Raw genomic sequence first — 22,012 nt, 5'->3', positions numbered from 1 at the left:
AAGGCCTGAAGATATTGCCTTCCAGTATAACAAGGAAAGCGTTTTATCAACATACTCCTATAAGTATCTTAAAAGCACCTTAAAACAAGGGCCGCAAGAGACTCTTTTTTTATTTCCCGGCAGGAGTATGTGAAAGATAATTTTCCGGGCAGAAATGATTTATTATATTTTTAATAATTAAAATGCCTGGCTGGCCGCCATTCAGATGCCGTCGCCTAAAAATCCCTTTACTGCTTCGGCATCAAGAAAATAATGGCAAAGCTGCACCGGCGGCTTGCCGTCCTTGCTCCCGGCAAGCACCGGGACCAGCTCATCATATCTGGCCACCAGCTCAGGATCGGCATCGACATCGACCAGCTCGACAGTAAACCAGCCGGCCGCGCTTTCGTCCGGCGCCTGCAAAGCCAGCAGCGCCTGGCGCATGTCTTCGCACAAATGGCAGTAGGACCGGCTATATAGCGTGAAGTGAAATCTTGACATCCCTGGACCCTGGAACACATGGGGCGGCAAGCCGCACCGGCAAAAACAAAAAGCTGCAGACCTCGACAGCCTGCAGCTCCGGATAACGACAATCAGCGCAGTCAGCTGCCTGGGCGCAGCGGGACGAATTGCGACGACTCGCCGCGGCGCACCAGCAGCACCGCCATTTTCTTCGGCTCCAGTTTGGCAACCAGGGCGTTGAACTGCTTGGCGTCCTTGATATCGGTATTGTTCAAGCGCTGCACCACATCGCCGGCACGCAAGCCGGCCCGCGCCGCACTGCCTTCGGACGTCTCGATCACCACTCCGCCGTCGAGGCCCAATTCTTTCTTCTTGGCTTCGCTCAGGTCACTGACAGTCAGACCCAGTGCGTTGGCAACCTGCTCCTTCTTCTTCGGCTTGGCGTCATCGTCCGCGGCGACCTTGTCGGCCGCCAGTTCGGTGATCGTGATCGGGAAGTCGCGGCTGCTGCCCTTGCGCCAGACGCTGATGGTGCCGCGCGCACCCGGCTTGGTATTGCCGACTAGGCGCGGCAGGTCGTTCGCCTTGTCGATTGCCACGCCGTTGAATTTCAGGATGATGTCGCCGGCCTGCAAGCCCGCCTTGGCTGCCGGTCCGTCAGCTTCGACCCGCGCCACCAGCGCGCCTTCAGCCTTGGGCAAGCCCAGCGATTCGGCCACGTCCTTGGTCACTTCGCCGATCTGCACGCCGATCCGGCCGCGCGTCACCTTGCCCGAAGCTTTCAGCTGGTCCGACACGCGCATGGCTTCGTCGATCGGGACCGCAAACGAAATCCCCATGAAACCGCCGGAACGGCTGTAGATCTGCGAGTTGATGCCGACCACTTCGCCGCGCATGTTGATCAACGGCCCGCCCGAATTGCCTGGATTGACCGCAACGTCAGTCTGGATCAGAGGCAGGTAGTCGCCGGTGTCGCGCGCTTTGGCCGAAATGATGCCGGCGGTCACGGTGTTCTCGAGGCCGAACGGCGAGCCGATCGCCAGCACCCATTCGCCAGCCTTGATCTTGTCGGAATCGCCCATCGTCAGGCGCGGCAGGTTGGCGCCGTCGATTTTCAGCAAGGCGACATCGCTGCGCGTGTCGGCACCGATCACCTTGGCTTTGAATTCGCGCTTGTCGGTCAGTGTCACATACACTTCGCTGGCGCCGTCGATCACATGGGCGTTGGTCATGACATAGCCGTCGGCCGAAATCACGAAACCGGAACCGACTCCGCGCGGCACCTCTTCCTGCTGCTTGGGATCAGCCTTGCGGCCGCGCTGGCCGGGCACCTGCGGGCGTGGCATGTTGGGAATCGGGACGCCGAAAAAGCGGCGGAAAAATTCCTGCATTTCGTCGTCGCTAGGGTCGCCCGAATCGCCCTGGCCGGAACCGCTTTTGACTTTTTCAGTAGTACGGATATTGACCACCGCAGGGCCGGTTTTTTCGACGATGTCGGTAAAGTCCGGCAATCCGGATACCGGCGCGGCAATCGCCTGAGGGCCGGCGCCAAGCATGGCGGGAACAAAAAAAGTGGCTGTCGCAGCGACAACCATGGCAGATAAAACGGAACGAACCGGAACAGGCATTTTCGTAGTCATAAAGTTTTATTTGTTTTTGAGTTCAATCGAATTCGCCACCTGCCTCATTGCCGCAGGCGGCACATCGCCCACAATCGTCAGCCAATAATCCCCTTGCCGCTTGCCGACGATATTCAGTGCTCCCTGCTGCAAGGATCCTTCTGTACGGCTCTGGCTGCCCGGTTCGATAAAGATCGAAATCGCCACCAGTCCGTCGGAAAAAATCAGCTGCGACACTTCGCGCCGCATTGCCGCCGTGCCGGCAGCGCTCTTCGAAGACGGCGCATCGGCTACCATGCGCTTAAGTTCGCGTACTTTCTTGAAACCGGGAGGCATGCCGGTAACCGTCCATTCGTTCAGATTGGTCGGATTGATCACGCTGCTTTCCGTGTGCCAGGAGTTGGTGTTGCCAAAGCTCGGCTTCAGGTGGCTGTGATCGATGTTGCCGATGCCGATCTGGGTAAACGAAATCTGCTCGACGATCTCATTCTTGCCGTTCAGCGTTTGCGCCCGCAACAGCAGGCCGGAATTTTTTTCCGCCCACAGCTTGTAGCCGTAACGCATGTTGTCCTTGGGCTCCAGCAGCACTGCCTGGCAATCGAACCCGGCTACCCGCCCGGTTTCGCCCATTTTGACATTGTAATAATCGGTCAGGTCGGCCGGCAGCGCTGCCAGGATGGCAGGGAAACCGTCTTGCGTGACGCGCTTCTCGACAATCTTGGTCCGCGTCTCCGGCATATAGCAGGTGACATCTTCGTTACGCCGGATATATTCACGCGGCTGCCCGTCAAGAATCTCCAGTTTTTCTATTTCATTCCGGCCTTCCAGCACATGCGTGATACGCGAGGTGCGTATCTGGTTCGCCTGCTGATAAATGAAAGTGCCGGAATAATTCAGCTTTTGCGCTGCCGACTGGATTTTTTTCAACAGCGCCTGCGCCTCCTGCTTGTCAGCCGTGTTTGCAGCATCGGTGCTTTCCGCATGCGCGGAAAGCACCATGACCAGCGACAGAACGACTCCCAGCAAGACCCGCGTCTGCCGCATATTAGTTATTAGCATCAGGGGCAAATGTAGCCGGCCGAGCGTATTGCGCAGCGCTATAAAGAGAAGGAGAGAAACGTTGATGCGCTGTCAGATATTCGTCCATCCGCGAATCCCGCAGCACTTCTCCGGCATGCGTGACGACATGGTCGTCGCTGACAGCGGATGCGGACGCCAGCGTCAGCTGCTGTGCCGCCGGACCGCTGACTACCACCGTCTGCGGAGTGATGATGAACGCCGCCGCGGCTACGGCGGCAGCAGCCATGCCAGGCAAGGCAAAGCGCTTGATGGTGCGTCTGACGCCTATCACGCCGACGCGTACAGGCTGGCCGCCACCGACAGCAATCTGTTCGGACGGCTGCGCAGTGACGGCCAAGGGCGCGGCAATGATAGCCGGCTCAGCATCCAGCCGCGCCGCCATGCGGGCGGAAAAATCCGCGCTCATGGTCAACGCCATATCGTCTGAACGCATGATGTCGCCTATCTGGTGATAGACGTCCCACGCGTCGCGGCCATCCGCTTGGCGCAAAGCCGCCAGCGCCATATCCACATAGGCGTCGGACAATTCCCCGTCAGCCAAGGCAGAGATCTGCTCTTGGGTTATATCTTTGGTATTCATAAGTCACCTTAAAACCTGGCCAACCCCTTCGTTCCCGAAAAACCGCTATCTTTTTTACCAACGTTTGTCGATGGCCGTATCCAGCAATGGCCTCAACTTATCTGCGATAGCTTCCCGTGCTCTAAATATCCGACTGCGTACCGTTCCTATCGGACATCCCATTGCTTCAGCAATTTCGTCATAACTCAATCCCTCGATCTCGCGCAAGGTAATCGCCGTACGCAGTTCTGCCGGCAGCGCCTCCATCGCAGTATTCACGGTTTGTGCTATCTGCTTGGTGGCCAGCAAGGATTCTGGCGTGTTTATATCCCTTAGTTGCTCGCCATCGTCAAAAGTTTCTGCTTCCTCAGAATTTGCCTCGGTTGAGGTGGGCGCCCTGCGCCCTTGCGTCACCAGGTAGTTCTTCGCCGTGTTAATACCAATCCGATACAGCCAGGTGTAAAAGGCCGAGTCGCCCCTAAACTGAGGCAGCGCCCGGTACGCCTTGATAAAGGCTTCCTGCACAACATCCTCGGCTTCTGCCTGGTCGCGCACCAGCCGCGAAACAAGACGCATCAGCTTGCGTTGGTATTTAATTACCAAGAGCTCGAACGCCTTCTTATCGCCACGCTGTACGCGCTCGACAAGCAGTTGATCAATTTCGCGTTCTGTCGTCAATCCCCATTCCCTTGTTTTGTTGCGACTTGCGTACGGGCGCGGAAATAGATAGTAAGCAATGACAAAAGTTCAATACCATGCTTATTCATTATCCAATCCAGCGAGTCCCGTTCTATTCGTCCGTGACGCAATCCAGCGGCATGCCACGGATAAATTTCTGAAAGCCTCGTCAGAGACACAGTCAGGCAGTATAGCGATTGTTCGGACCGAGCCGCTATCCAATCGAAGGCGCAGCAGCAGTAAATGTGACCAGAGAGTAGTGCCACCAAGCAATCTCGCTGGCGACGGCATCTGTTTTTTGGCAGACGGGGTTACCGCATCGGCAATCCTAATGCGACCGCTTCCGGAAATATCGATGTGAACAGCTTGCCTGCTACGATAGTAGCGCGTTATTCCGTAAATAGCCGCTGCCAAACACAGCAAGGCCAGAGCAAGGCGCTCGGGTAACGCTAAATCGCCGATAGCGCCGACAGCAATCAATGCGCCTGCCGATGCAGCCAGCATGCACTGCAGGCCAACCAGCGCTGACAGCACCCTGGAGGGCTGGATCACGACTGACTGGGCGATCGACATCATGGCAAGCTTAAAACGGATTTCGAACCGGTATCCGCGGAGACCGGTTCGAAGCCTGCTGCAAAAGTTTAGATTTTGCCAAAAACCAGGGTGCCATTCGTGCCGCCAAAGCCGAATGAGTTTTTGACTGCGATGTCTATTTTCATGTCCCGCGCGGTATTGGCGCAGTAATCAAGATCGCACTCAGGATCCTGGTTGAAAATATTGGTAGTCGGCGGCGATATCTGATTGTGCAAAGCCAGCACGGTAAACACCGACTCCAGGCCGCCAGCGCCACCCAGCAAATGGCCGGTCATCGACTTGGTCGAATTGACCACCAGTTTGTAAGCGTGATCGCCGAAAGCCGCCTTGATTGCTTCGGTTTCGTTCTTGTCGCCCAGCGGGGTCGAAGTACCGTGCGCATTCAGGTATTGCACCTGGTCGGAATTGATGCCGGCATCGCGCAAGGCATTGCCTACGCAGCGGCGCGGGCCATCCAGGCTAGGCGCAGTCATGTGGTAAGCATCGCCGCTCATGCCGAAGCCAAGCAGTTCCGCGTAAATCTTGGCGCCGCGCGCCTTGGCGTGTTCGTATTCTTCGAGCACCAGCACGCCGGCTCCCTCGCCCAATACGAAACCGTCGCGATCCTTGTCCCATGGACGCGAGGCGGTAGCAGGATCGTCGTTGCGCGCCGACAAGGCGCGCGCCGAGGCAAAACCGCCGACCCCCAGCGGGGACACGCTTGATTCCGCACCGCCGGCGATCATCACGTCGGCATCGCCGTACTGGATCATGCGGCCGGCTGCGCCGATGCAATGCAAGCCTGTGGTGCAGGCAGTCACGATCGCCAGATTCGGTCCTTTCAGACCGTATTTGATCGACAGGTTGCCGGAAATCATGTTGATGATCGATGCCGGGATGAAGAACGGACTGATCCGGCGCGGGCCGCGACTGGTCAGTTCGGCATGCGTTTCTTCGATCAAAGGCAGGCCGCCAATGCCGGAGCCGATGATGACGCCTATCCGCTCAGCATTAGTTTCAGTTACTTCCAGGCCACTGTCTTGCATCGCCTGCATCCCCGCCGCCATGCCATAGTGGATAAAAGTATCCATATGGCGTGCTTCTTTGGCAGGAATGTAATCTTCGATATTGAAGCCCTTCACTTCTCCCGCAAAACGCGTGGAAAAAGCGGTGGCATCAAACTTAGTGATGGCTGCGATCCCTGATTTGCCTGAGATAATCGCACTCCACGCATCGGCAATCGTATTGCCGACCGGTGAAATGCAACCCAGGCCAGTAATCACAACGCGACGTTCACGTGTGCGGCTCAAGCGGTTCTCCTGGATACATTCAAAGCTTGCTTAGGCCTTAACGTGAGCCGTAGCGTAATCGATAGCCTGTTGCACTGTAGTGATCTTTTCAGCTTGTTCGTCAGGAATTTCCATTTCGAACTCATCTTCCAGCGCCATCACCAGTTCAACTGTATCGAGCGAATCAGCACCCAGGTCGTTGACAAACGACGACTCGGTCTTGATGTCAGCTTCTGCGACGCCCAGTTGCTCAGCGACGATTTTTTTAACGCGTTGTTCGATATCGGACATGTGATGCCTCCATTAGGTTACAGAAAGTGCGCGCATTTTAGCAGGTTTGCGCATTGAAAATTTACTTTCGACATTAGTCTTTAAGATTTAACAAAACCATGCCAAAAGCTTCTAAATAGGTACTACTTACATTTAACTCTGAAATAAGCCCGGAACCGCAGGTTTACTTCAGCTCATGTACATGCCGCCGTTCACGTGCAAAGTGGTGCCCGTAATGTAGCCGGCTTGCGGGGACGCCAGGAAAACCACCGCCGCCGCCACATCGTCGGCTGCGCCCAGCCGTCCCAGCGGGATCTGCTGCAGCAATGAGGCGTGCTGCTGCTCGCCCAGGCCCTTGGTCATGTCGGTGTCGATAAAACCCGGCGCGACGCAATTGACCGTGATGTTGCGGCTGCCGATCTCACGCGCCAGCGCCCGGCTCATGCCGGATACGCCGGCCTTGGCGGCCGCATAGTTCATTTGCCCCGGATTGCCGGCCGAACCGACCACCGAAGTGATATTGATGATGCGGCCATGCTTGGCCTTCATCATGCCACGCAAGACGGCGCGCGACAAACGCGCCACGGCGGTCAGGTTGGTGGAAATGACTGCATCCCACTCCTCGTCCTTCATGCGCATCGCCAGCTGATCCTGGGTAATGCCTGCATTATTGACAAGAATCGACAAACTGCCAAACTCTTTCTGCGTCAGCTCGACCGCTGCGGCGCAGCCGGCGGCGTCATTCACATTCAGCACGATGCCGCGGCCGTTGCCCGGCTGGCTAGCCTCCAGGTATTCGGTGATCGCCGCAGCGCCCGCCTCGGAGGTTGCCGTACCGATCACCTTGGCGCCGCGCTGGAGCAATTGCAATGCGATCGCCCGGCCGATGCCGCGGGATGCGCCGGTGACCAAAGCCACCTGGCCGATTAAATCCTGTGAAACTGTATTTGGTAAAGTCACTTGAATGTCTCCAACATTTTATCCAGTGAGGCCTGGTCGATAATCATGTCGCTGATCAGGCTGTCGTCAATACGCTTGGTCAAGCCAGCAAGAACCTTGCCCGGACCGCATTCAACCACATGCGTGACGCCTTCGGCAGCAATTTTCTGCACCGTTTCCACCCAGCGCACCGGACTGGCCGCTTGCCGCACCAGCGCATCCTTGATGGCTTCCGGGTCATTGACGATGGCGACATCGACGTTATTGATCAGCGCAATCTGCGGCGCGCTGAAAGCCAGGCCTTGCATGTATTCGCGCAAACGATCCGACGCCGGCTTCAGCAACGAGGAATGAAATGGGGCCGATACCGGCAATGGCAAGGCGCGTTTCGCACCTTTTTCTTTGGCCGCGATACAAGCGCGCTCGATTGCACCTTTATGGCCGGCGATGACTACCTGCGCCGGCGCATTGAAATTCACCGCTTCGACGATTTCGCCCTGGGCCGCAGCCGCGCAAACCGCACGCACGTCTTCATCTGACAAACCGAGGATAACGGCCATGCCGCCCTGCCCGACCGGCACCGCTTGCTGCATCGCCTGCGCGCGAAACCGCACCAGCGGCACAGCATCCTTGAATGCGATCACGCCGGCGGCAACCAGGGCCGAGTACTCGCCCAGGCTGTGGCCGGCCACCAGCGCAGGCGCCTTGCCGCCGGCAGCCAGCCAGGCCCGGTAGCAGGCAACTGCGGCGGTCAGCATGACCGGCTGCGTATTGGTGGTCAGGTCCAGCTCTTCTTTCGGTCCTTCGGCAATCAGCTTGCCGAGATCGAATTGCAGCGCCTCGGAAGCTTCCGCGACAGTATCTTTTACTACCGGATTGTCGGCAAAACCGTTCAGCATGCCAACGGCTTGCGAACCTTGGCCTGGAAAAACAAAAGCGAATTTATTCATGCCTTACCTAATTGGGTATCAAATTTATCAAACACACGCTGGCATATGGCAGCGGTCTGGCGGCAACCTGCCGCCTGGACATGAGGCGCTTACATCCGCGCCAGGATGGCGCCCCAGGTAAAGCCGCCGCCAACACCTTCCATCATGACATTATGGCCAGGCTTGACGCGGCCGTCGCGCACGGCCTGGTCCAAGGCCAGCGGAATCGATGCCGCCGAAGTATTGCCATGCTGGTCCACCGTCACCACCATGCGATCGTTGTCCAGGCCCAGCTTGCGGGCGGTGCTTTGCATGATGCGGATATTGGCCTGGTGGGGAATCAGCCAATCGATCTCGGAAGCCGACATGCCGGCTATCTGCAAGGTCTCGTTGGCGACTTTTTCCAGCACCGAGACTGCCAGCTTGAATACCGCCTGGCCGTCCATGTACAAGAAAGCGCTGCCCTCGACCGCGCCGGAGCTTACCTTGCCCGGAACACACAGGATATCTTTGTGGCGGCCATCGGCGTGCAGCTTGGTGGCAAGGATGCCCGGCTCGGCAGAGGCGGTCATGACCACCGCGCCGGCGCCGTCGCCGAACAGCACGCAGGTGGTGCGGTCTTCAAAATTCAGGATCCGGGAAAAAACCTCGGTGCCGATCACCAGCACATTCTTGTGCGCGCCAGACTTGATGAAGCTGTCGGCGATCGACACGGCATACACAAACCCGCTGCACACAGCCTGCACATCAAACGCTGCGCCGCCGTTGGCGATGCCGAGTTTTTGCTGCACTACGCAGGCGGTGCTGGGGAAGCCGCCGAAATGATCCGGGGTCGAAGTGGCGACGATCACCAGGTCGATATCGTCAGGCTGCATGCGCGCCATGTCCAGCGCCTGCCTGGCTGCGGCTACCGCCAGATCGCTGGATTGCACATCGGCTTCAGCGTAGTGGCGCGCGGCGATGCCGCTGCGGGAAAAAATCCATTCATGCGATGTCTCTATGCCCTTTTCGGCAAGCTGCGCAGTGAGTTCTTGATTGCTTACCCGCTTCGGCGGCAAATAGCTGCCGGTACCGACAATTTTGCTATATGTAGTCATGCTGTCTTTTGTTGGGTTGATTCAGTATTAACGATATCGCCGGACGCGCCGTCCGCAGATGCGGCAGCGCTGTCGGCTTGCGGCATCAGCTCCGCAATCGTAGTCGCAATACGAGACAATACATCATATTTGGCTGCATCGAATGCACGCTGTATGGCCCACTCGTAGCCATAGGCGTCAGCGCCGCCATGGCTCTTGAAAACCAGCCCGCGCAAGCCCAGCAGGCTGGCGCCGTTATAGCGCGAAGGATTCAGGCGGCGCGAGATGGCCTTGATGGCGCCGCGGGCGATCACCGCGCCCAGCATGTTCAAGATGCCGCTCTTGAATTCGGTCGTCAATACGGTCTTGACGAAACGGCCCAGGCCTTCGGAAGCCTTGAGCGTGACATTGCCCACAAAACCGTCGCAGACGACGATATCCGTAGTACCTTCGAAGATATCGTTGCCTTCGACATTGCCATAGAAATTCAGGATACCTTTTTCGTGATCGGCGCGCAGCAGCTCCGCCGTCTGCTTGACCACTTCGTTGCCCTTGATCGCTTCTTCGCCGACGTTCAGCAAACCGATCGTCGGCCGCGGCTTGCCTTCCATGGCCGACACCAGGGCCGACCCCATCAAGGCAAACTGGTGCAGGTGCAAGGGTTCGCAATCGACGTTGGCGCCCAGGTCGAGCATGTAGGTCGGACCGTCTTTCTGGTTGGGGAGGATGGTGCAGATCGCCGGGCGGTCAACGCCGTGCAAGGTCTTCAGCAGATAGCGGGAAACGGCCATCAGGGCGCCGGTATTGCCCGCCGACACGCATGCCTGCACCTGCTGGTCTTTGACCAGGCGCAGGGCGACACGCATTGAGGAATCTTTTTTGCGGCGTAATGCAGTTTCGATGGAATCGTCCATCGTCACCACTTCGGATGCATGGTGCACCGATAAGCGAGGATGGGAGCTTGCCTTGTGCTTTTTCAGCTGCGCCCGGATTTCTTCTTCGAGGCCAACCAGCACCAATTCGGCCTCAGGCTCGCGATTGGCAAATGAAACAGCAGCAGGAACGGTAACCGACGGGCCGTGATCGCCACCCATGCAGTCGATAGAAATTTTGATTGTCATTGTTTTGATTCAGTGCCTACTCTAAGCCGTATTATGAGGCAGATTGGGCGCGATTCAAAATGACGCGATAGAGGGCGTGTTGACCTATTCTGCATACAAAAACGGCGCACTGAGAAACTCATCGCGCCGCCTTCAACCTGCATCGCAAGAACAAGTAGATATTACTCGTCGTTCTTGGTCTTCAACACTTTACGGCCACGGTAAAAGCCGTTAGGGCTGATGTGGTGGCGCAGATGTGTTTCACCAGTCGTTGGCTCGATAGCCAGCGGAGGCGCAACCAGAAAATCGTGGGCACGGTGCATGCCGCGCTTGGATGGGGTCTTTTTATTTTGTTGAACTGCCATGATAACTCCTGCTTTCTTAAGATCTTAAAGTTTAACATATCCAACCCTCAGAACAGGGAAAGGCTGGATATTCCTGCCGCGTTTGTGCGCGGATTTTACTACCTATTGCCACACCTTAGTCACACGGAATCACATTCATGTGAAAATCAGCGCGACAAATTTACCGCAATTCTGTGCATCTTTACTGCCGTCTTACTGCTGCTTCAGGTTCTTCAGCATCGCAAAAGGCGATTCTTTCTTGGCGCTTTTCAAGCCTTCAAGCGCAGACTGGTCCGGGCAAACCGGATGTTTCGGCGACAAGGGCAAGGCCAGCAGAGCCTCATCTTCAACCAGCTCAATGATATTCAGTGTTTTAGTGCCGACGATGACATCAATCTCGTCATTATCAAGCAGCGCATCGATCGCGTCGGCGCTTTCTTCGTCTTTTGCCAACACCAGCACGGATTCCGAATCGATATCGAAATCGAACGGCGTCAGGCAGCGCTGGCACATGATCTTGGTCGAACCGCTGACCGTCAGCGTCAGTTGCGGATGCCCCAACTGATCGGCGCCGCCAACCAGGACCCAATGCAAGCTGCCGGAGCGATCCGCAGTCTCAGCCGATAGGCGGCCCAGATCGGCCACCAGCGCATCGCCTTCACGGCGCTCTTTATGGCGGGCATACTCAAAGGCGTCAATGACAAAAGCACTCATAATAAAGCCTAACCCAGCCGAACCCGGAAAACCTGCGATAATAACAGCCTTTTCCCTTATTCGTCAAAGTGTTAGCGTGTTTTCCGCACTTTGCCCGTCATTTGCCGCTTCCGCAATCGCTCAAACAACAAAAACCATGGCTTCCTTACAACAAACCATCTCTTCCACAAGCCCTCTGCCGCGCCTGATCCTCGGTTCAAGCTCAATATATCGCAAGGAACTGCTTTCCCGGCTGCAAATTCCGTTTGAGGTGATCGTACCCGACGTCGACGAAACGCCCCGCCCCGGCGAGAGCCCGCAAGCCACAGCCTTGCGCCTGGCACTGGAAAAAGCGCGCGCGGTGGCGCTGGCGGCGCCAAATGCACTGGTAATCGGTTCCGACCAGGTGGCCACGCTCGACGGCGAGCAGATCGGCAAACCCGGCAATCACGAAAATGCCTTGGCTCAATTGCAGAAAATGCGCGGCCGCCGCGTCATTTTCCACACGGCGCTCTGCCTGTGGGACGGCAGGCAGAGCCAAGCCGAACACGCAGCCCAGATCGAAAACATCCAGACCTTCGTTACTTTCCGCGACCTGCCCGATGCCGAGCTGGATGCCTACTTGCGCATCGAACAACCCTACGATTGCGCCGGCAGCGCAAAAAATGAAGGATTGGGCATCGCCATCCTGGAAAAAATCGAAAGCACCGATCCGACCGCCCTGACCGGTTTGCCATTAATCGCGCTGACCGGTATGCTGCGCCGCGCCGCCTTCCCATTTTTCCGCCTTCCCATTTTCATTAAATAGACCGACATGCCAGGCACCCTGTATTTAATCCCCAACACATTAGGCCAAAGCGACGCTGTGTCGCCGGCTGCGGCGCTCGCATCCGTCATCCCGCAGGAAGTACAGGCGCTCACCGCCAGGCTGGATTACTTCATTGCAGAAAATGCAAAGACCACGCGCGCATTCCTGAAGCTGACAGATGCGGTCCAGCCGCTGGCCAAGCCGCTGCAGGAAATCCAGATCGCCGAGCTGAACGTCAATACAGCCAGCGCCGCATTGCCGGCCTTGCTGGCGCCGATCCTTGCCGGGCAGGACGCCGGCCTGATCTCCGACGCCGGCGTGCCGGCGGTCGCCGATCCCGGCGCCAACCTGGTGCGGCTTGCCCATGCGCACGGCATTCAAGTGCGGCCACTGGTAGGCCCGTCGTCATTGCTGCTGGCTGTCATGAGCAGCGGCTTGAACGGCCAGAGCTTCGCATTCAACGGCTACCTGCCGACCGACGCCGAGCAGCGCGGCAAACGCATCAAGGCACTGGAATTGCGTTCGCGCCAGGAACAGCAAACGCAATTATTCATAGAAACGCCGTATCGCAACAGCGCCTTCCTGGAAGCGTTAGCCAGCGCCTGCCAGCCCGGCACGCTGATTTGCGTAGCCACCGACCTGACGCTGCCTTCGGAAACCATCAGGACCCAGACCGCCGCGAAATGGAAAGCTGCCTTGGCTGCGGGCAAACATCCCGACTTTCATAAAAAGCCAACTGTATTCCTGTTCCTCGCGCAATAACTTCGTCGCGCATAACGCAAAACGGCGACGGTATTGCGCCGTCGCCGTACTTGCCTGTCTCGAAAGACATTTATGTTGAGAAGTCGAAAACTTCTCGGTGTCGCATCCGTGATGCGATGGTTTATCCGGTAGTCACCGCACTACTCCAAAACAAGGGGTTGTATTGCGATGGAGTGACTTTTTGCTACCGGAACAATCTGTATGGTAATGGATCGTGGTATTCCTATAATGGCCCCCTCCGTTCGCTATTCCCGAGTACCTTTAATATACGACAGGATCGCGAAGATACAAGGCGAATTAAGGTATTACCATATGCCGGTTTCTACTTTGACATTGCCGCAAGACCCGCTTGCCAGCAGGCCTTGCATGAAATTCAACGCAAGCTTGGCTTGACGTTATCCATCAGCGATTGCACCACGCCCGCCCCCATCGCCACGCCGAATTTTTTCAGCACGCGCTCAGGCAAACCTTCGCTCTTGGTGTAATCGACAATATCCTCCTGCTTCAAGACATCGCGCGCTACGCTGTCCACCGTTCCATAACCGTCGGCCAGGCCCATCTCGACCGCCTTGGAGCCGCTCCAGAACAGGCCTGAAAAAGTTTCCGGCGTTTCCTTCAGGCGCGCGCCGCGGCCTTTGCGCACCACGTCGATGAACTGCTGGTGGATTTCCGCCAGCATGGTTTGCGCATAACCCTTCTGGGTCGCGCTCATCGGGCTGAACGGATCGAGGAAACCTTTGTTCTCGCCGGCGGTCAGCAAGCGCCGTTCAACACCGACCTTGTCCATCAGGCCGGTGAAACCGAAGCCGTCCATCAGCACGCCGATGGAGCCGACGATGCTGGCCTTGTTGACATAAATCTTATCGGCTGCGGCGGCAATGTAATAACCGCCCGAAGCACACATCTCGTCAACCACCACATACAGCGGCTTGTTCGGATATTCCTTGCGCAGGCGCGTGATTTCATCGTTGATGATGCCGGCTTGCACCGGGCTGCCGCCAGGGCTGTTGATGCGCAAGATCACGCCGACCGAATCGTCCGCGGCGAAAGCGTTGTCAAGCGCCGGCACCACCACACCGGCCGAGCCGTTGCCTTCCGATTCGATCGCGCCGTTGATCTTGACCAGCGCGGTGTGCGCGCCGACGGTCTGGGTGTCAGAACCTTCGTAATTCATGCCGAGCCAAACCGCGGAGATGATCAGGCCGATCACGGCCAGCTTGAAAAAGATCCCCCAGCGGCGGCGCGCGCGCTGTTCGCGCAACGACGCGAACGCCAGCTTCTCCAGCACATCGCGCTCCCAACCTTCTTTTTTTTCCGGCATGGCAGTTCTCACATTGTCAAATTCGTTAGTGCTCATGGTGTTCACTCGCTTCGTTTATCCGAAATCGTTATTGAACAGGCCGGCCTGTCAGGCAATCACAGGCCGCACATATTCATCAGGGATCCAGAACACCTGATCATTGCTTTCTTCAACCAGAATCTTGTGCAAGCGTCCGCCGCGGCACGGGCCGCCGGCGCAGTTGCCGGTTTCCGGCTCATACACCGCGCCATGCGTGGCGCACATCAGGTACAAACCGCTGGATTCAAAAAATTCCCCCTCGTTCCAGTCCAGTTCCAGCGAAATGTGCGCGCACCGGTTCAGGTAGGCGTGGACGATATTGTGGTGGCGTATGGCAAACGCAACCGCATCCTCGCCCCAGGCGGTAACCGCAAAGCGCACGCCCTTGCCGCGCTCGGCCAGCGCAGAAGAAGCACACAGGGGGATACGGATAACATTCACGGCATGTGTCTCGTCGGATTCAGGGTCAGGCGTTGTCTTTAAGCCAGGCGTGCAGCTGCACCGTCGAGGTCGCGTTGAACAAAGGCTTCAGCACATCCAGCTCATGCGCCGGATGCGCGCCATACTGGACCGCAATCCCCGCGGCGCCGGCATTGATCGCCATCTGCAGGTCATGGGTGGTGTCGCCGATCATCACCGTGCGCTTCAAATCCTGGCCCAGCTCGCGCGTCAGTTCCTGCAGCATGGCCGGATGCGGCTTGGAGAAGGTCTCGTCGGCGCACCGGGTTGCATCAAACGCCGACAGCAGTTTGGTTTCATGCAAGGCGCGGTTCAGCCCGACCCGGCTCTTGCCGGTGGCGATCGCCAGGAAATATCCCTGCTGCGACAGGTCCGCCAGCATTTCGCGCACGCCGTCGAACAAGGTCAAGTCCTGGTCTTGCGCCAGGTAGTGATAACGATAGCGCTCCACTACCCGCGGATACTGGCTTGGCTCGAGGCCCGGCATCGCTACCTGCATGGCTTCCGCCAGGCCCAGCCCGATCACGTGTGCGGCGGCCTTGTTGTCCGGAACCGCCAGGCCCAGGTCCCTGGCTGCAGCCTGGATGCATTTCACGATGATGGCGGTACTGTCCATCAAGGTGCCATCCCAATCGAATACTATTAAATCAAATTTCTTTCGCGCCATATTGCCTGGCAACCTTGCCAGCTCCTGTTGTTAGGTTTGGCCTGCCGGTCGGGAAAAATCGGCAAACCGACAAAAATACTAACCGATATTCTAATCGTGCTCTGCTGCCGGCATTGCGGCAGGAATATCTTTCGGCAGGCTTTTCAGGAATTTTTCGCATTCCGGCGGCAGCGGCGCCTTGAGGGTGACCGGCTTGCCCGTTTCCGGATGGGCGAAGGTAATCTGATAGGCGTGCAAGAACATCCGTTTCAGCGCGACGCGCTGGCCATCGGCTTTCTGCAAAGTCCGGTTCAGCGCAAAATCGCCGTATTTGTCGTCGCCGGCGATGGCGAAGCCGCTGGACGACAGGTGGACCCGGATCTGATGGGTGCGGCCGGTCTTCAGCTCCGCCTCCAGCAACGCATAATCCCCGTAACGCCGGATCAGGTTGAAAATCGTGTGCGATGCCTGGCCGTCGGCCTGCACCCGCACCCGGCGCTCGCCGTCGGCCGCCGTGTACTTGTGCAACGGCAGCTTGACATGTTGCCGCTCGTTTTGCCAGTCGCCATGCACCAGCACCAGGTAGCGCTTGTCGGTATCGCCGTCGCGCATCTGTTCGTGCAGGTTGGTCAGCGCAGAACGTTTCTTTGCCAGCAACAAGATGCCGGAAGTATCGCGATCCAGCCGATGCACCAGCTCCAGGAACTTGGCTTGCGGCCGGGCGGCGCGCAACTGTTCGATGACACCGTAGCTGACGCCGGAGCCGCCATGCACGGCCACCCCCGCCGGTTTGTCGATCACCAGCAAATGGTTGTCTTCCAGCAAGATCTTGAATTCCGCCCCCGGCGCCACTGCCTGCGTTTGCTTTTCAGCAATCCGGATCGGCGGCACCCGGATCACGTCGCCCTCGACCAGGCGGTAGGTCTGGTCGATGCGGCCTTTGTTGACCCTGACCTCGCCGGAGCGCAGCACGCGGTAGATATGGCTCTTGGGAACTCCTTTACAAATACGCAATAAAAAATTGTCGATGCGCTGGCCTGCGTCATCTTCCGCAATAGTCAGCAGTTGCACGGCGAGGGGCGGCGGCGCAGGCGACGGCTGCACCTCTTGCTCCACGGCTACATTGCGGTCGGCCTTATGCTTGGGCGCGGCTTGTGCCCGCGCCTTGGGACGAGTCTCAGCTCGTCCTCCAGAAAATCTCGCTAAGTCCTTCATTTTGAATATATAATTGTTCCGCAATTGTTAGAAAACAGTTGCTGGTGTAAGAATAAAAAGACCATTCTACACAGGGGCGTCCCCATCAGCCTCGCCAATTTGCAAATTTGATGGGAAATGTGTACGCATCACCCCTGCGCGAGTCAAGGTCGCACCGTTGTTGTCATCGGATAACGCGCACGGATGCTGAACAAGAATGTCTGGATGATTAGGATAAAGTCCGGCGAGCCCGATGCGATCCAAACGATCGCGACGAGCTCGCCGGTTGATGTAGTGTTTTAAATTTGTCGCATACTTGCTGAAACCAATGCTCTATTTGGCTCTATCAAGCTGCTCACCGCCAAGCGTCGTGCTCGCGTTCCGCGAACCGCAAGATGCCGTACCGGCCGCGCTGGTAGTTTTTCAGTAAGAGGCGCCTGAAAACCGTCGCGAGCGGTTCGATGCCTGGTAGAGAAGCGCAGCTGTACGAAAGTACAGCGAGCATCGCAGACCAGAGATCGAGACGCGCAGCAGGTTTGCAGATGCCTCTGCCGGCAGCACTATATCCGCGCCTGTGCACTGCGCTCATATAGCGCATACACACCAAGGCAATTCTCTCCCCCCTGACACTCCGTTCTCGCGTACATCCTTGTACTTTTTGTCGCTGACAGAAATGCTGAAGAACAGCAATCTTTAAGCGCCATTGCATTGACCCAAGGGTCACGGAGCGAAAAATGAAACGCATGTTGTTTAATGCCACGCAGCAAGAAGAACTGCGCGTGGCTATTGTTGACGGGCAAAAGCTCATCGACATCGATATCGAAACCACCGGACGCGAACAACGCAAGTCCAATATCTACAAAGGTGTGATTACCCGTATCGAGCCGTCGCTGGAAGCCTGTTTCGTCAACTACGGTGAAGAGCGTCATGGCTTTTTGCCGTTCAAGGAAGTTGCCCGCACTTACTTCAAGGAAGGTGTAGACGTCCGCACCGCATCGATCAAGGATGCCCTGCGCGAAGGCCAGGAAATCATGGTGCAGGTCGAAAAGGAAGAGCGCGGCAATAAAGGCGCCGCCCTGACCTCCTTCGTGTCACTGGCTGGCCGCTACCTGGTCCTGATGCCGAACAACCCGCGCGGCGGTGGTGTCTCGCGCCGGGTCGAAGGCGAAGATCGCCAGGAACTGCGCGAAACCATGGACCAGCTGGACCTGCCAAGCGGCATGTCGGTGATTGCCCGCACAGCCGGCATCGGCCGCAATGTTGACGAATTGCAATGGGACTTGAATTACCTGATGCAACTCTGGCGCGCCATCGAAGGCGCCGGCCAGACCGGCAAGGGCGCCTTCCTGATTTACCAGGAATCGTCGCTGGTGATCCGTGCGATCCGCGATTATTTCCAGCCCGACATCGGCGAAATCCTGATCGACACCGACGAAATCCACGACCAGGCCCAGCAGTTCATGGCCCACGTCATGCCCGACATGGTGCACCGCGTTAAACGCTACCGCGACGACGTGCCGCTGTTCTCCCGCTTCCAGATCGAACACCAGATCGAAACCGCGTACTCGCGCACCGTGCCGCTGCCATCCGGCGGCGCCATCGTGATCGACCATACCGAAGCCCTGGTTTCGGTCGACGTCAACTCTGCCCGCGCCACCCGCGGCGGCGACATCGAAACCACCGCATTCAACACCAATTGCGAAGCAGCGGAAGAAGTTGCGCGCCAATTGCGTTTGCGCGACCTCGGCGGTTTGATCGTGATCGACTTCATCGACATGGAGAACTCCAAGAACCAGCGCGAAGTCGAAACCCGCCTGAAAGACGCCCTGCGCTACGACCGCGCCCGCGTCCAGATGGGCAAGATCTCGCGCTTCGGCCTGATGGAGCTGTCGCGCCAGCGCCTGCGTCCTTCGCTGTCGGAAGGCAGCCATGTGACTTGCCCGCGCTGCAACGGCACCGGCCATATCCGCGATACCGAATCGTCCGCCCTGCAAGTCCTGCGCATCATCCAGGAAGAGGCGATGAAAGAAAACTCGGCCGCGATCCACGTCCAGGCCCCGGTCGACGTCGCGGCTTTCCTGCTGAACGAAAAGCGCGGCGAGATCCTGAAGATCGAAACCCGTCACCGGGTCGGCATCATCCTGATTCCGAACAAGCACCTGGAAACCCCGCATTACAAGCTGGAACGCCTGAAGCACGACGATCCGCGCCTGGAAGAAACCCAGGCCAGCTATGCCATGGCAGAGCAGGCGGATACCGACATCGGCTACAGCAAGACCCAGAAAGAGGAAGGCAAACCGCGCCAGGAAGCCGTGGTCAAGGGCATTACGCCAGACCAGCCGGCGCCTATCGTCGAGCGCAAGCCGGTCGAAGCGCGTCCGACGGCAGTTGCCGCGGCTGCCAGCCCGGCGGAAACAGGTTTCCTCGGCAAGATCTTCGGCTTCTTCTTCAGCAAGCCGGCAGCGCCGGTAGCAACTCCTGCCGCTACTGCGGAAGCCAAGGACCAGCAACAACGCGGCGACCGCGCCGGCGACCGCAACAACCGCGGCCAGCGCGGCCGTAACCGTGGCGGCCGCAACCGCGATGGCAGCCACCGCGACGGCAGCGTGCAGGAAACACGCGACGACAACGCCAAGAAGCCGCTGGTGGAAGCGCTGGAAGCCAAGACCCAGCAGACACGTCCGCCGCGCCCTCCGCGCGAGCCTAAAGAGCAAAGAGAACCGCGTGAAACCAGCGAAAGCAAAGCGGAAACGCGCAACGAAGGCCGGCGCGAACGCAGCGAACGCCCACCGCGTGCGCCACGTGAAGAACGCAAGGAAAACCTGAGCGAAATCAAGGTTGATGAAACCTTGCTCAAGGGTGGCGTAGTCGCCGCTGCCGGCGTAGCCGTCAGCAGCATTACCGAAACTGCGGAACCGGCGCAAACCGATAGCGGACGCGTTGAAGCCAAGGCCGGTGAAGACGAAGAACCACGCCGCCGCCGCCGCCGCGGTGGCCGTAACCGCAATCGTCGCGACCGCGACGGCGCCGAAGGCACGACCGAAGGCAGCGGCGACGACATCGAAACCGGCGAAACCACGGCATCACCTGACGTGGCCGAAACCGGCAACGATGCAGTTGCTCCTGCAGCGGCGATTGTTCCAGTGCAAGCTGAAGCAGCCACCCCGGCCAGCGACAGCGTACCGATGATGGCGTCCGCAGTGCCGATGACGCAACCGACGGCGCACGAAACGGAAGCCCCGGCAGTTGAGGCGGCGCCAGCGCCGACCGTACTGTCGAACGCAATCGCAGCGCCGCTGGTGCCACAGGAAATCGCCCGGCAAGAGGAAACCGTCGCTGAAGCCGCGCCAGTAGCAGAACCGGTACCGGAGCCGGTAGTTGCCGCGCCAGTCGTCGCAGCACCGGCGGTTGCCGAGCCTACGCCGGCCGCACCTACGCCGGCCGCACCCGAGCCCGTCGCCATCCCGGCAGCGATCGTGCCGGAGCCTGTGGTACCTGAAGCAGCTCCAGCAATCGTCGCCAGCCAGCCAGCAGCAGAACCGCTGATCGAAACCCCTGCACCGCTAGCGCCAGCGGTGCCGGTAGCTGCTCCTGCGGTTGCCGAAACCGCGGCGCCGGCAGCAGAAGCGCCGGCGGTCGTCAAGACGGCCGTTTCGAGCGGATCGCCTAAGGTGGAAGACTTGCAGAGCGTACTGGCTGCAGCCGGCCTGACCCTGGCAGCGACCGATCCAGACAAGCTGCGTGCAGCACAGGAAGCCACGGCAAACATCGTCGCGGCGCCACGCGTGCCGCGCGAACGCAAGCCGTTGCCGGCGCAATCCAGCGAACCGCTGGTGCAGGTCGAAACCCAGCGCCCGCAGTAAGCTGCTCCGCCACCAGGCGGCAAGCTAGACAGTAAGACAACAAAGGGAGTCCCAGACTCCCTTTGTCACGTCTGGCGCAGGCGATATGTTTGAAATTGCGAGAATTGCCGCGCCTGCCGCTATTTGGCAAGCGCTGAAGCTAAAAAACGACGTCCATGGTATCTTGTAGAAGTTGCCACCCCATATATAGATGCAAGCCATTGCACATTTTTCCAGACACACGACACCATGACTAGAAAAGTCATCCCGCTGATCGATAGCCGCAGTTTCTTGCCGCCTTCCCTTCCCTCCATCCTTGAAACGCCGACCGGCCTGATCGCGGATGAATTGGGGCGGCCGCTGCATGACTTGCGCATCTCGGTCACCGACCGCTGCAATTTCCGCTGTGTCTACTGCATGCCGCGCGCGGTGTTCGACAAGGACTATGCATTCCTGCCGCACACCGCCTTGCTGTCGTTTGAAGAAATCACCCGCCTGGCAAGCCTGTTCGTCGCCCACGGCGTGCACAAGATCCGGCTGACCGGCGGCGAACCCTTGCTGCGCAAGCACATCGAAAAACTGATCGGCATGCTGAGCGCCCTGAAGACGCCGGATGGCGCGCCGCTCGACCTGACCCTGACCACCAACGGTTCGCTGCTGGCGAAAAAAGCCCAGGCGCTGAAAGACGCCGGCCTGAACCGCGTCACCGTATCGCTCGACGCGCTCGATGAAAACATCTTCCAGCGCATGAACGACGCCGACTTCCCGGTGGCCGACGTATTGCACGGCCTGGACGTGGCGCACCAGGTCGGGCTGGGCCCGATCAAGGTCAACATGGTGGTCAAGCGCGGCGTCAACGACCAGGAAATCCTGCCGATGGCGCGCCACTTCAAGAACACGCCTTACATCCTGCGCTTCATCGAATACATGGATGTGGGCGCCTCCAACGGCTGGAAGATGGATGAAGTAGTGCCGTCGGCCGAAGTCGCCCGGCTGATCCAGGGCGAACTGCCGATGCAGCCGCTGGCGGCCAACTACGTCGGCGAAACCGCGCAGCGCTGGCGCTACGACGACGGCGTCGGCGAAGTCGGCCTGATTTCCAGCGTCACCCAGGCGTTCTGCCACGACTGTTCGCGCGCCCGCCTGTCGACCGAAGGCAAGCTGTACACCTGCCTGTTTGCCAGCGCCGGCCACGACCTGCGCGCCTTGCTGCGCAACGAATGCAGCGACCAAGAAATCTCCAGCGTGATCGGCCAGCTGTGGCGCGCCCGCGATGACCGTTATTCTGAATTGCGCACGCAACGCACCGAGGGCTTGGCGCCGGCCCCGAAGAAAGTGGAAATGTCATACATAGGCGGCTGACCCGGCCCCG

At 58.5% G+C, this 22,012-nt stretch carries 22 protein-coding genes; 4 read left to right on the top strand and 18 right to left on the bottom strand.

The features are described from left to right. Positions 1-201: 201 nt before the first annotated feature. The 14 genes from AC07RZ_RS06615 to AC07RZ_RS06550 form a co-directional block, all read right to left on the bottom strand. On the bottom strand, positions 202-480 hold the full coding sequence (locus AC07RZ_RS06615; RefSeq protein ID WP_494667344.1) for a glutaredoxin family protein: 279 nt from the start codon (positions 478-480) through the stop codon (positions 202-204). Positions 481-581: 101 nt separating this feature from the next. Beyond that, the gene (locus AC07RZ_RS06610) at positions 582-2,036 is read right to left on the bottom strand and encodes a DegQ family serine endoprotease (protein ID WP_494667508.1); all 1,455 of its coding nucleotides are present in this window, start codon (positions 2,034-2,036) and stop codon (positions 582-584) included. 51 nt (positions 2,037-2,087) lie between these two features. Continuing rightward, positions 2,088-3,104, bottom strand: coding sequence for a MucB/RseB C-terminal domain-containing protein (locus AC07RZ_RS06605; RefSeq protein ID WP_494667507.1), 1,017 nt, complete (start codon positions 3,102-3,104; stop codon positions 2,088-2,090). A gap of 1 nt (position 3,105) precedes the next feature. Beyond that, a complete protein-coding gene (locus AC07RZ_RS06600; RefSeq protein ID WP_494667343.1) occupies positions 3,106-3,720 on the bottom strand; it encodes a sigma-E factor negative regulatory protein in 615 nt (204 codons plus the stop codon). Between the two features lie 54 nt (positions 3,721-3,774). Beyond that, entirely contained in the window at positions 3,775-4,377 is a 603-nt protein-coding gene (gene rpoE / locus AC07RZ_RS06595) for an RNA polymerase sigma factor RpoE (protein ID WP_014006857.1), read from the bottom strand. 81 nt (positions 4,378-4,458) lie between these two features. Further along, positions 4,459-4,953, bottom strand: a complete 495-nt coding sequence (locus AC07RZ_RS06590; protein ID WP_144738565.1) for a protein YgfX — start codon at positions 4,951-4,953, stop codon at positions 4,459-4,461. Between the two features lie 65 nt (positions 4,954-5,018). Next, positions 5,019-6,260, bottom strand: coding sequence for a beta-ketoacyl-ACP synthase II (gene fabF, locus AC07RZ_RS06585; RefSeq protein ID WP_144738566.1), 1,242 nt, complete (start codon positions 6,258-6,260; stop codon positions 5,019-5,021). 30 nt (positions 6,261-6,290) lie between these two features. Then, the gene (gene acpP / locus AC07RZ_RS06580) at positions 6,291-6,530 is read right to left on the bottom strand and encodes an acyl carrier protein (RefSeq protein ID WP_014006859.1); all 240 of its coding nucleotides are present in this window, start codon (positions 6,528-6,530) and stop codon (positions 6,291-6,293) included. Between the two features lie 168 nt (positions 6,531-6,698). Next, positions 6,699-7,469: a 3-oxoacyl-ACP reductase FabG gene (gene fabG, locus AC07RZ_RS06575; RefSeq protein WP_144738567.1), complete on the bottom strand. Its 771-nt coding sequence runs from the start codon at positions 7,467-7,469 to the stop codon at positions 6,699-6,701. Beyond that, the gene (gene fabD, locus AC07RZ_RS06570) at positions 7,466-8,398 is read right to left on the bottom strand and encodes an ACP S-malonyltransferase (protein WP_494667342.1); all 933 of its coding nucleotides are present in this window, start codon (positions 8,396-8,398) and stop codon (positions 7,466-7,468) included. The genes fabG and fabD overlap by 4 nt, the downstream gene beginning before the upstream one ends. Before the next feature lie 89 nt (positions 8,399-8,487). Further along, complete coding sequence (locus AC07RZ_RS06565) at positions 8,488-9,474, bottom strand: beta-ketoacyl-ACP synthase III (protein WP_092392899.1); 987 nt, start codon at positions 9,472-9,474, stop codon at positions 8,488-8,490. Beyond that, positions 9,471-10,574, bottom strand: coding sequence for a phosphate acyltransferase PlsX (gene plsX / locus AC07RZ_RS06560; RefSeq protein ID WP_494667341.1), 1,104 nt, complete (start codon positions 10,572-10,574; stop codon positions 9,471-9,473). The genes AC07RZ_RS06565 and plsX overlap by 4 nt, the downstream gene beginning before the upstream one ends. A 161-nt stretch (positions 10,575-10,735) precedes the next feature. Continuing rightward, entirely contained in the window at positions 10,736-10,918 is a 183-nt protein-coding gene (gene rpmF, locus AC07RZ_RS06555; RefSeq protein ID WP_014006864.1) for a 50S ribosomal protein L32, read from the bottom strand. A 192-nt stretch (positions 10,919-11,110) separates the two neighbouring features. Then, positions 11,111-11,611, bottom strand: coding sequence for a YceD family protein (locus AC07RZ_RS06550; RefSeq protein ID WP_494667340.1), 501 nt, complete (start codon positions 11,609-11,611; stop codon positions 11,111-11,113). A gap of 136 nt (positions 11,612-11,747) precedes the next feature. Between AC07RZ_RS06550 and AC07RZ_RS06545 the strand changes: the two genes are divergently transcribed. Both AC07RZ_RS06545 and AC07RZ_RS06540 read left to right on the top strand, forming a co-directional pair. Beyond that, positions 11,748-12,398 (top strand): Maf-like protein, encoded by a 651-nt coding sequence (locus AC07RZ_RS06545; protein WP_494667506.1) that lies wholly within the window; start codon positions 11,748-11,750, stop codon positions 12,396-12,398. 6 nt (positions 12,399-12,404) lie between these two features. Continuing rightward, a complete protein-coding gene (locus AC07RZ_RS06540; RefSeq protein WP_494667339.1) occupies positions 12,405-13,160 on the top strand; it encodes an SAM-dependent methyltransferase in 756 nt (251 codons plus the stop codon). Between the two features lie 373 nt (positions 13,161-13,533). Here the strand turns inward: AC07RZ_RS06540 and AC07RZ_RS06535 are convergent, their stop codons facing one another. The 4 genes from AC07RZ_RS06535 to rluC all read right to left on the bottom strand — a co-directional run bounded on the left by AC07RZ_RS06535 (position 13,534) and on the right by rluC (position 16,819). Continuing rightward, entirely contained in the window at positions 13,534-14,517 is a 984-nt protein-coding gene (locus tag AC07RZ_RS06535) for a S49 family peptidase (RefSeq protein WP_144738572.1), read from the bottom strand. A gap of 51 nt (positions 14,518-14,568) precedes the next feature. Next, a complete protein-coding gene (locus AC07RZ_RS06530) occupies positions 14,569-14,940 on the bottom strand; it encodes a Rieske 2Fe-2S domain-containing protein (RefSeq protein WP_144738573.1) in 372 nt (123 codons plus the stop codon). A 25-nt stretch (positions 14,941-14,965) separates the two neighbouring features. Further along, on the bottom strand, positions 14,966-15,625 hold the full coding sequence (locus tag AC07RZ_RS06525) for an HAD-IIIA family hydrolase (protein WP_092392884.1): 660 nt from the start codon (positions 15,623-15,625) through the stop codon (positions 14,966-14,968). A gap of 90 nt (positions 15,626-15,715) precedes the next feature. Then, positions 15,716-16,819, bottom strand: a complete 1,104-nt coding sequence (gene rluC, locus AC07RZ_RS06520; RefSeq protein WP_494667338.1) for a 23S rRNA pseudouridine(955/2504/2580) synthase RluC — start codon at positions 16,817-16,819, stop codon at positions 15,716-15,718. Between the two features lie 713 nt (positions 16,820-17,532). Between rluC and AC07RZ_RS06515 the strand changes: the two genes are divergently transcribed. Together AC07RZ_RS06515 and moaA are read left to right on the top strand one after the other, a co-directional pair. Further along, the gene (locus tag AC07RZ_RS06515; RefSeq protein WP_494667337.1) at positions 17,533-20,661 is read left to right on the top strand and encodes an Rne/Rng family ribonuclease; all 3,129 of its coding nucleotides are present in this window, start codon (positions 17,533-17,535) and stop codon (positions 20,659-20,661) included. 228 nt (positions 20,662-20,889) lie between these two features. Further along, positions 20,890-22,002: a GTP 3',8-cyclase MoaA gene (gene moaA / locus AC07RZ_RS06510; protein ID WP_494667336.1), complete on the top strand. Its 1,113-nt coding sequence runs from the start codon at positions 20,890-20,892 to the stop codon at positions 22,000-22,002. The last annotated feature ends 10 nt before the right edge of the window (positions 22,003-22,012 follow it).

The organism is Collimonas sp. GW821-FHT07E08, from assembly GCF_059418905.1.
Note: the sequence above shows the minus strand (reverse complement) of the source record. Positions and strands in the feature narration are given on the sequence as shown.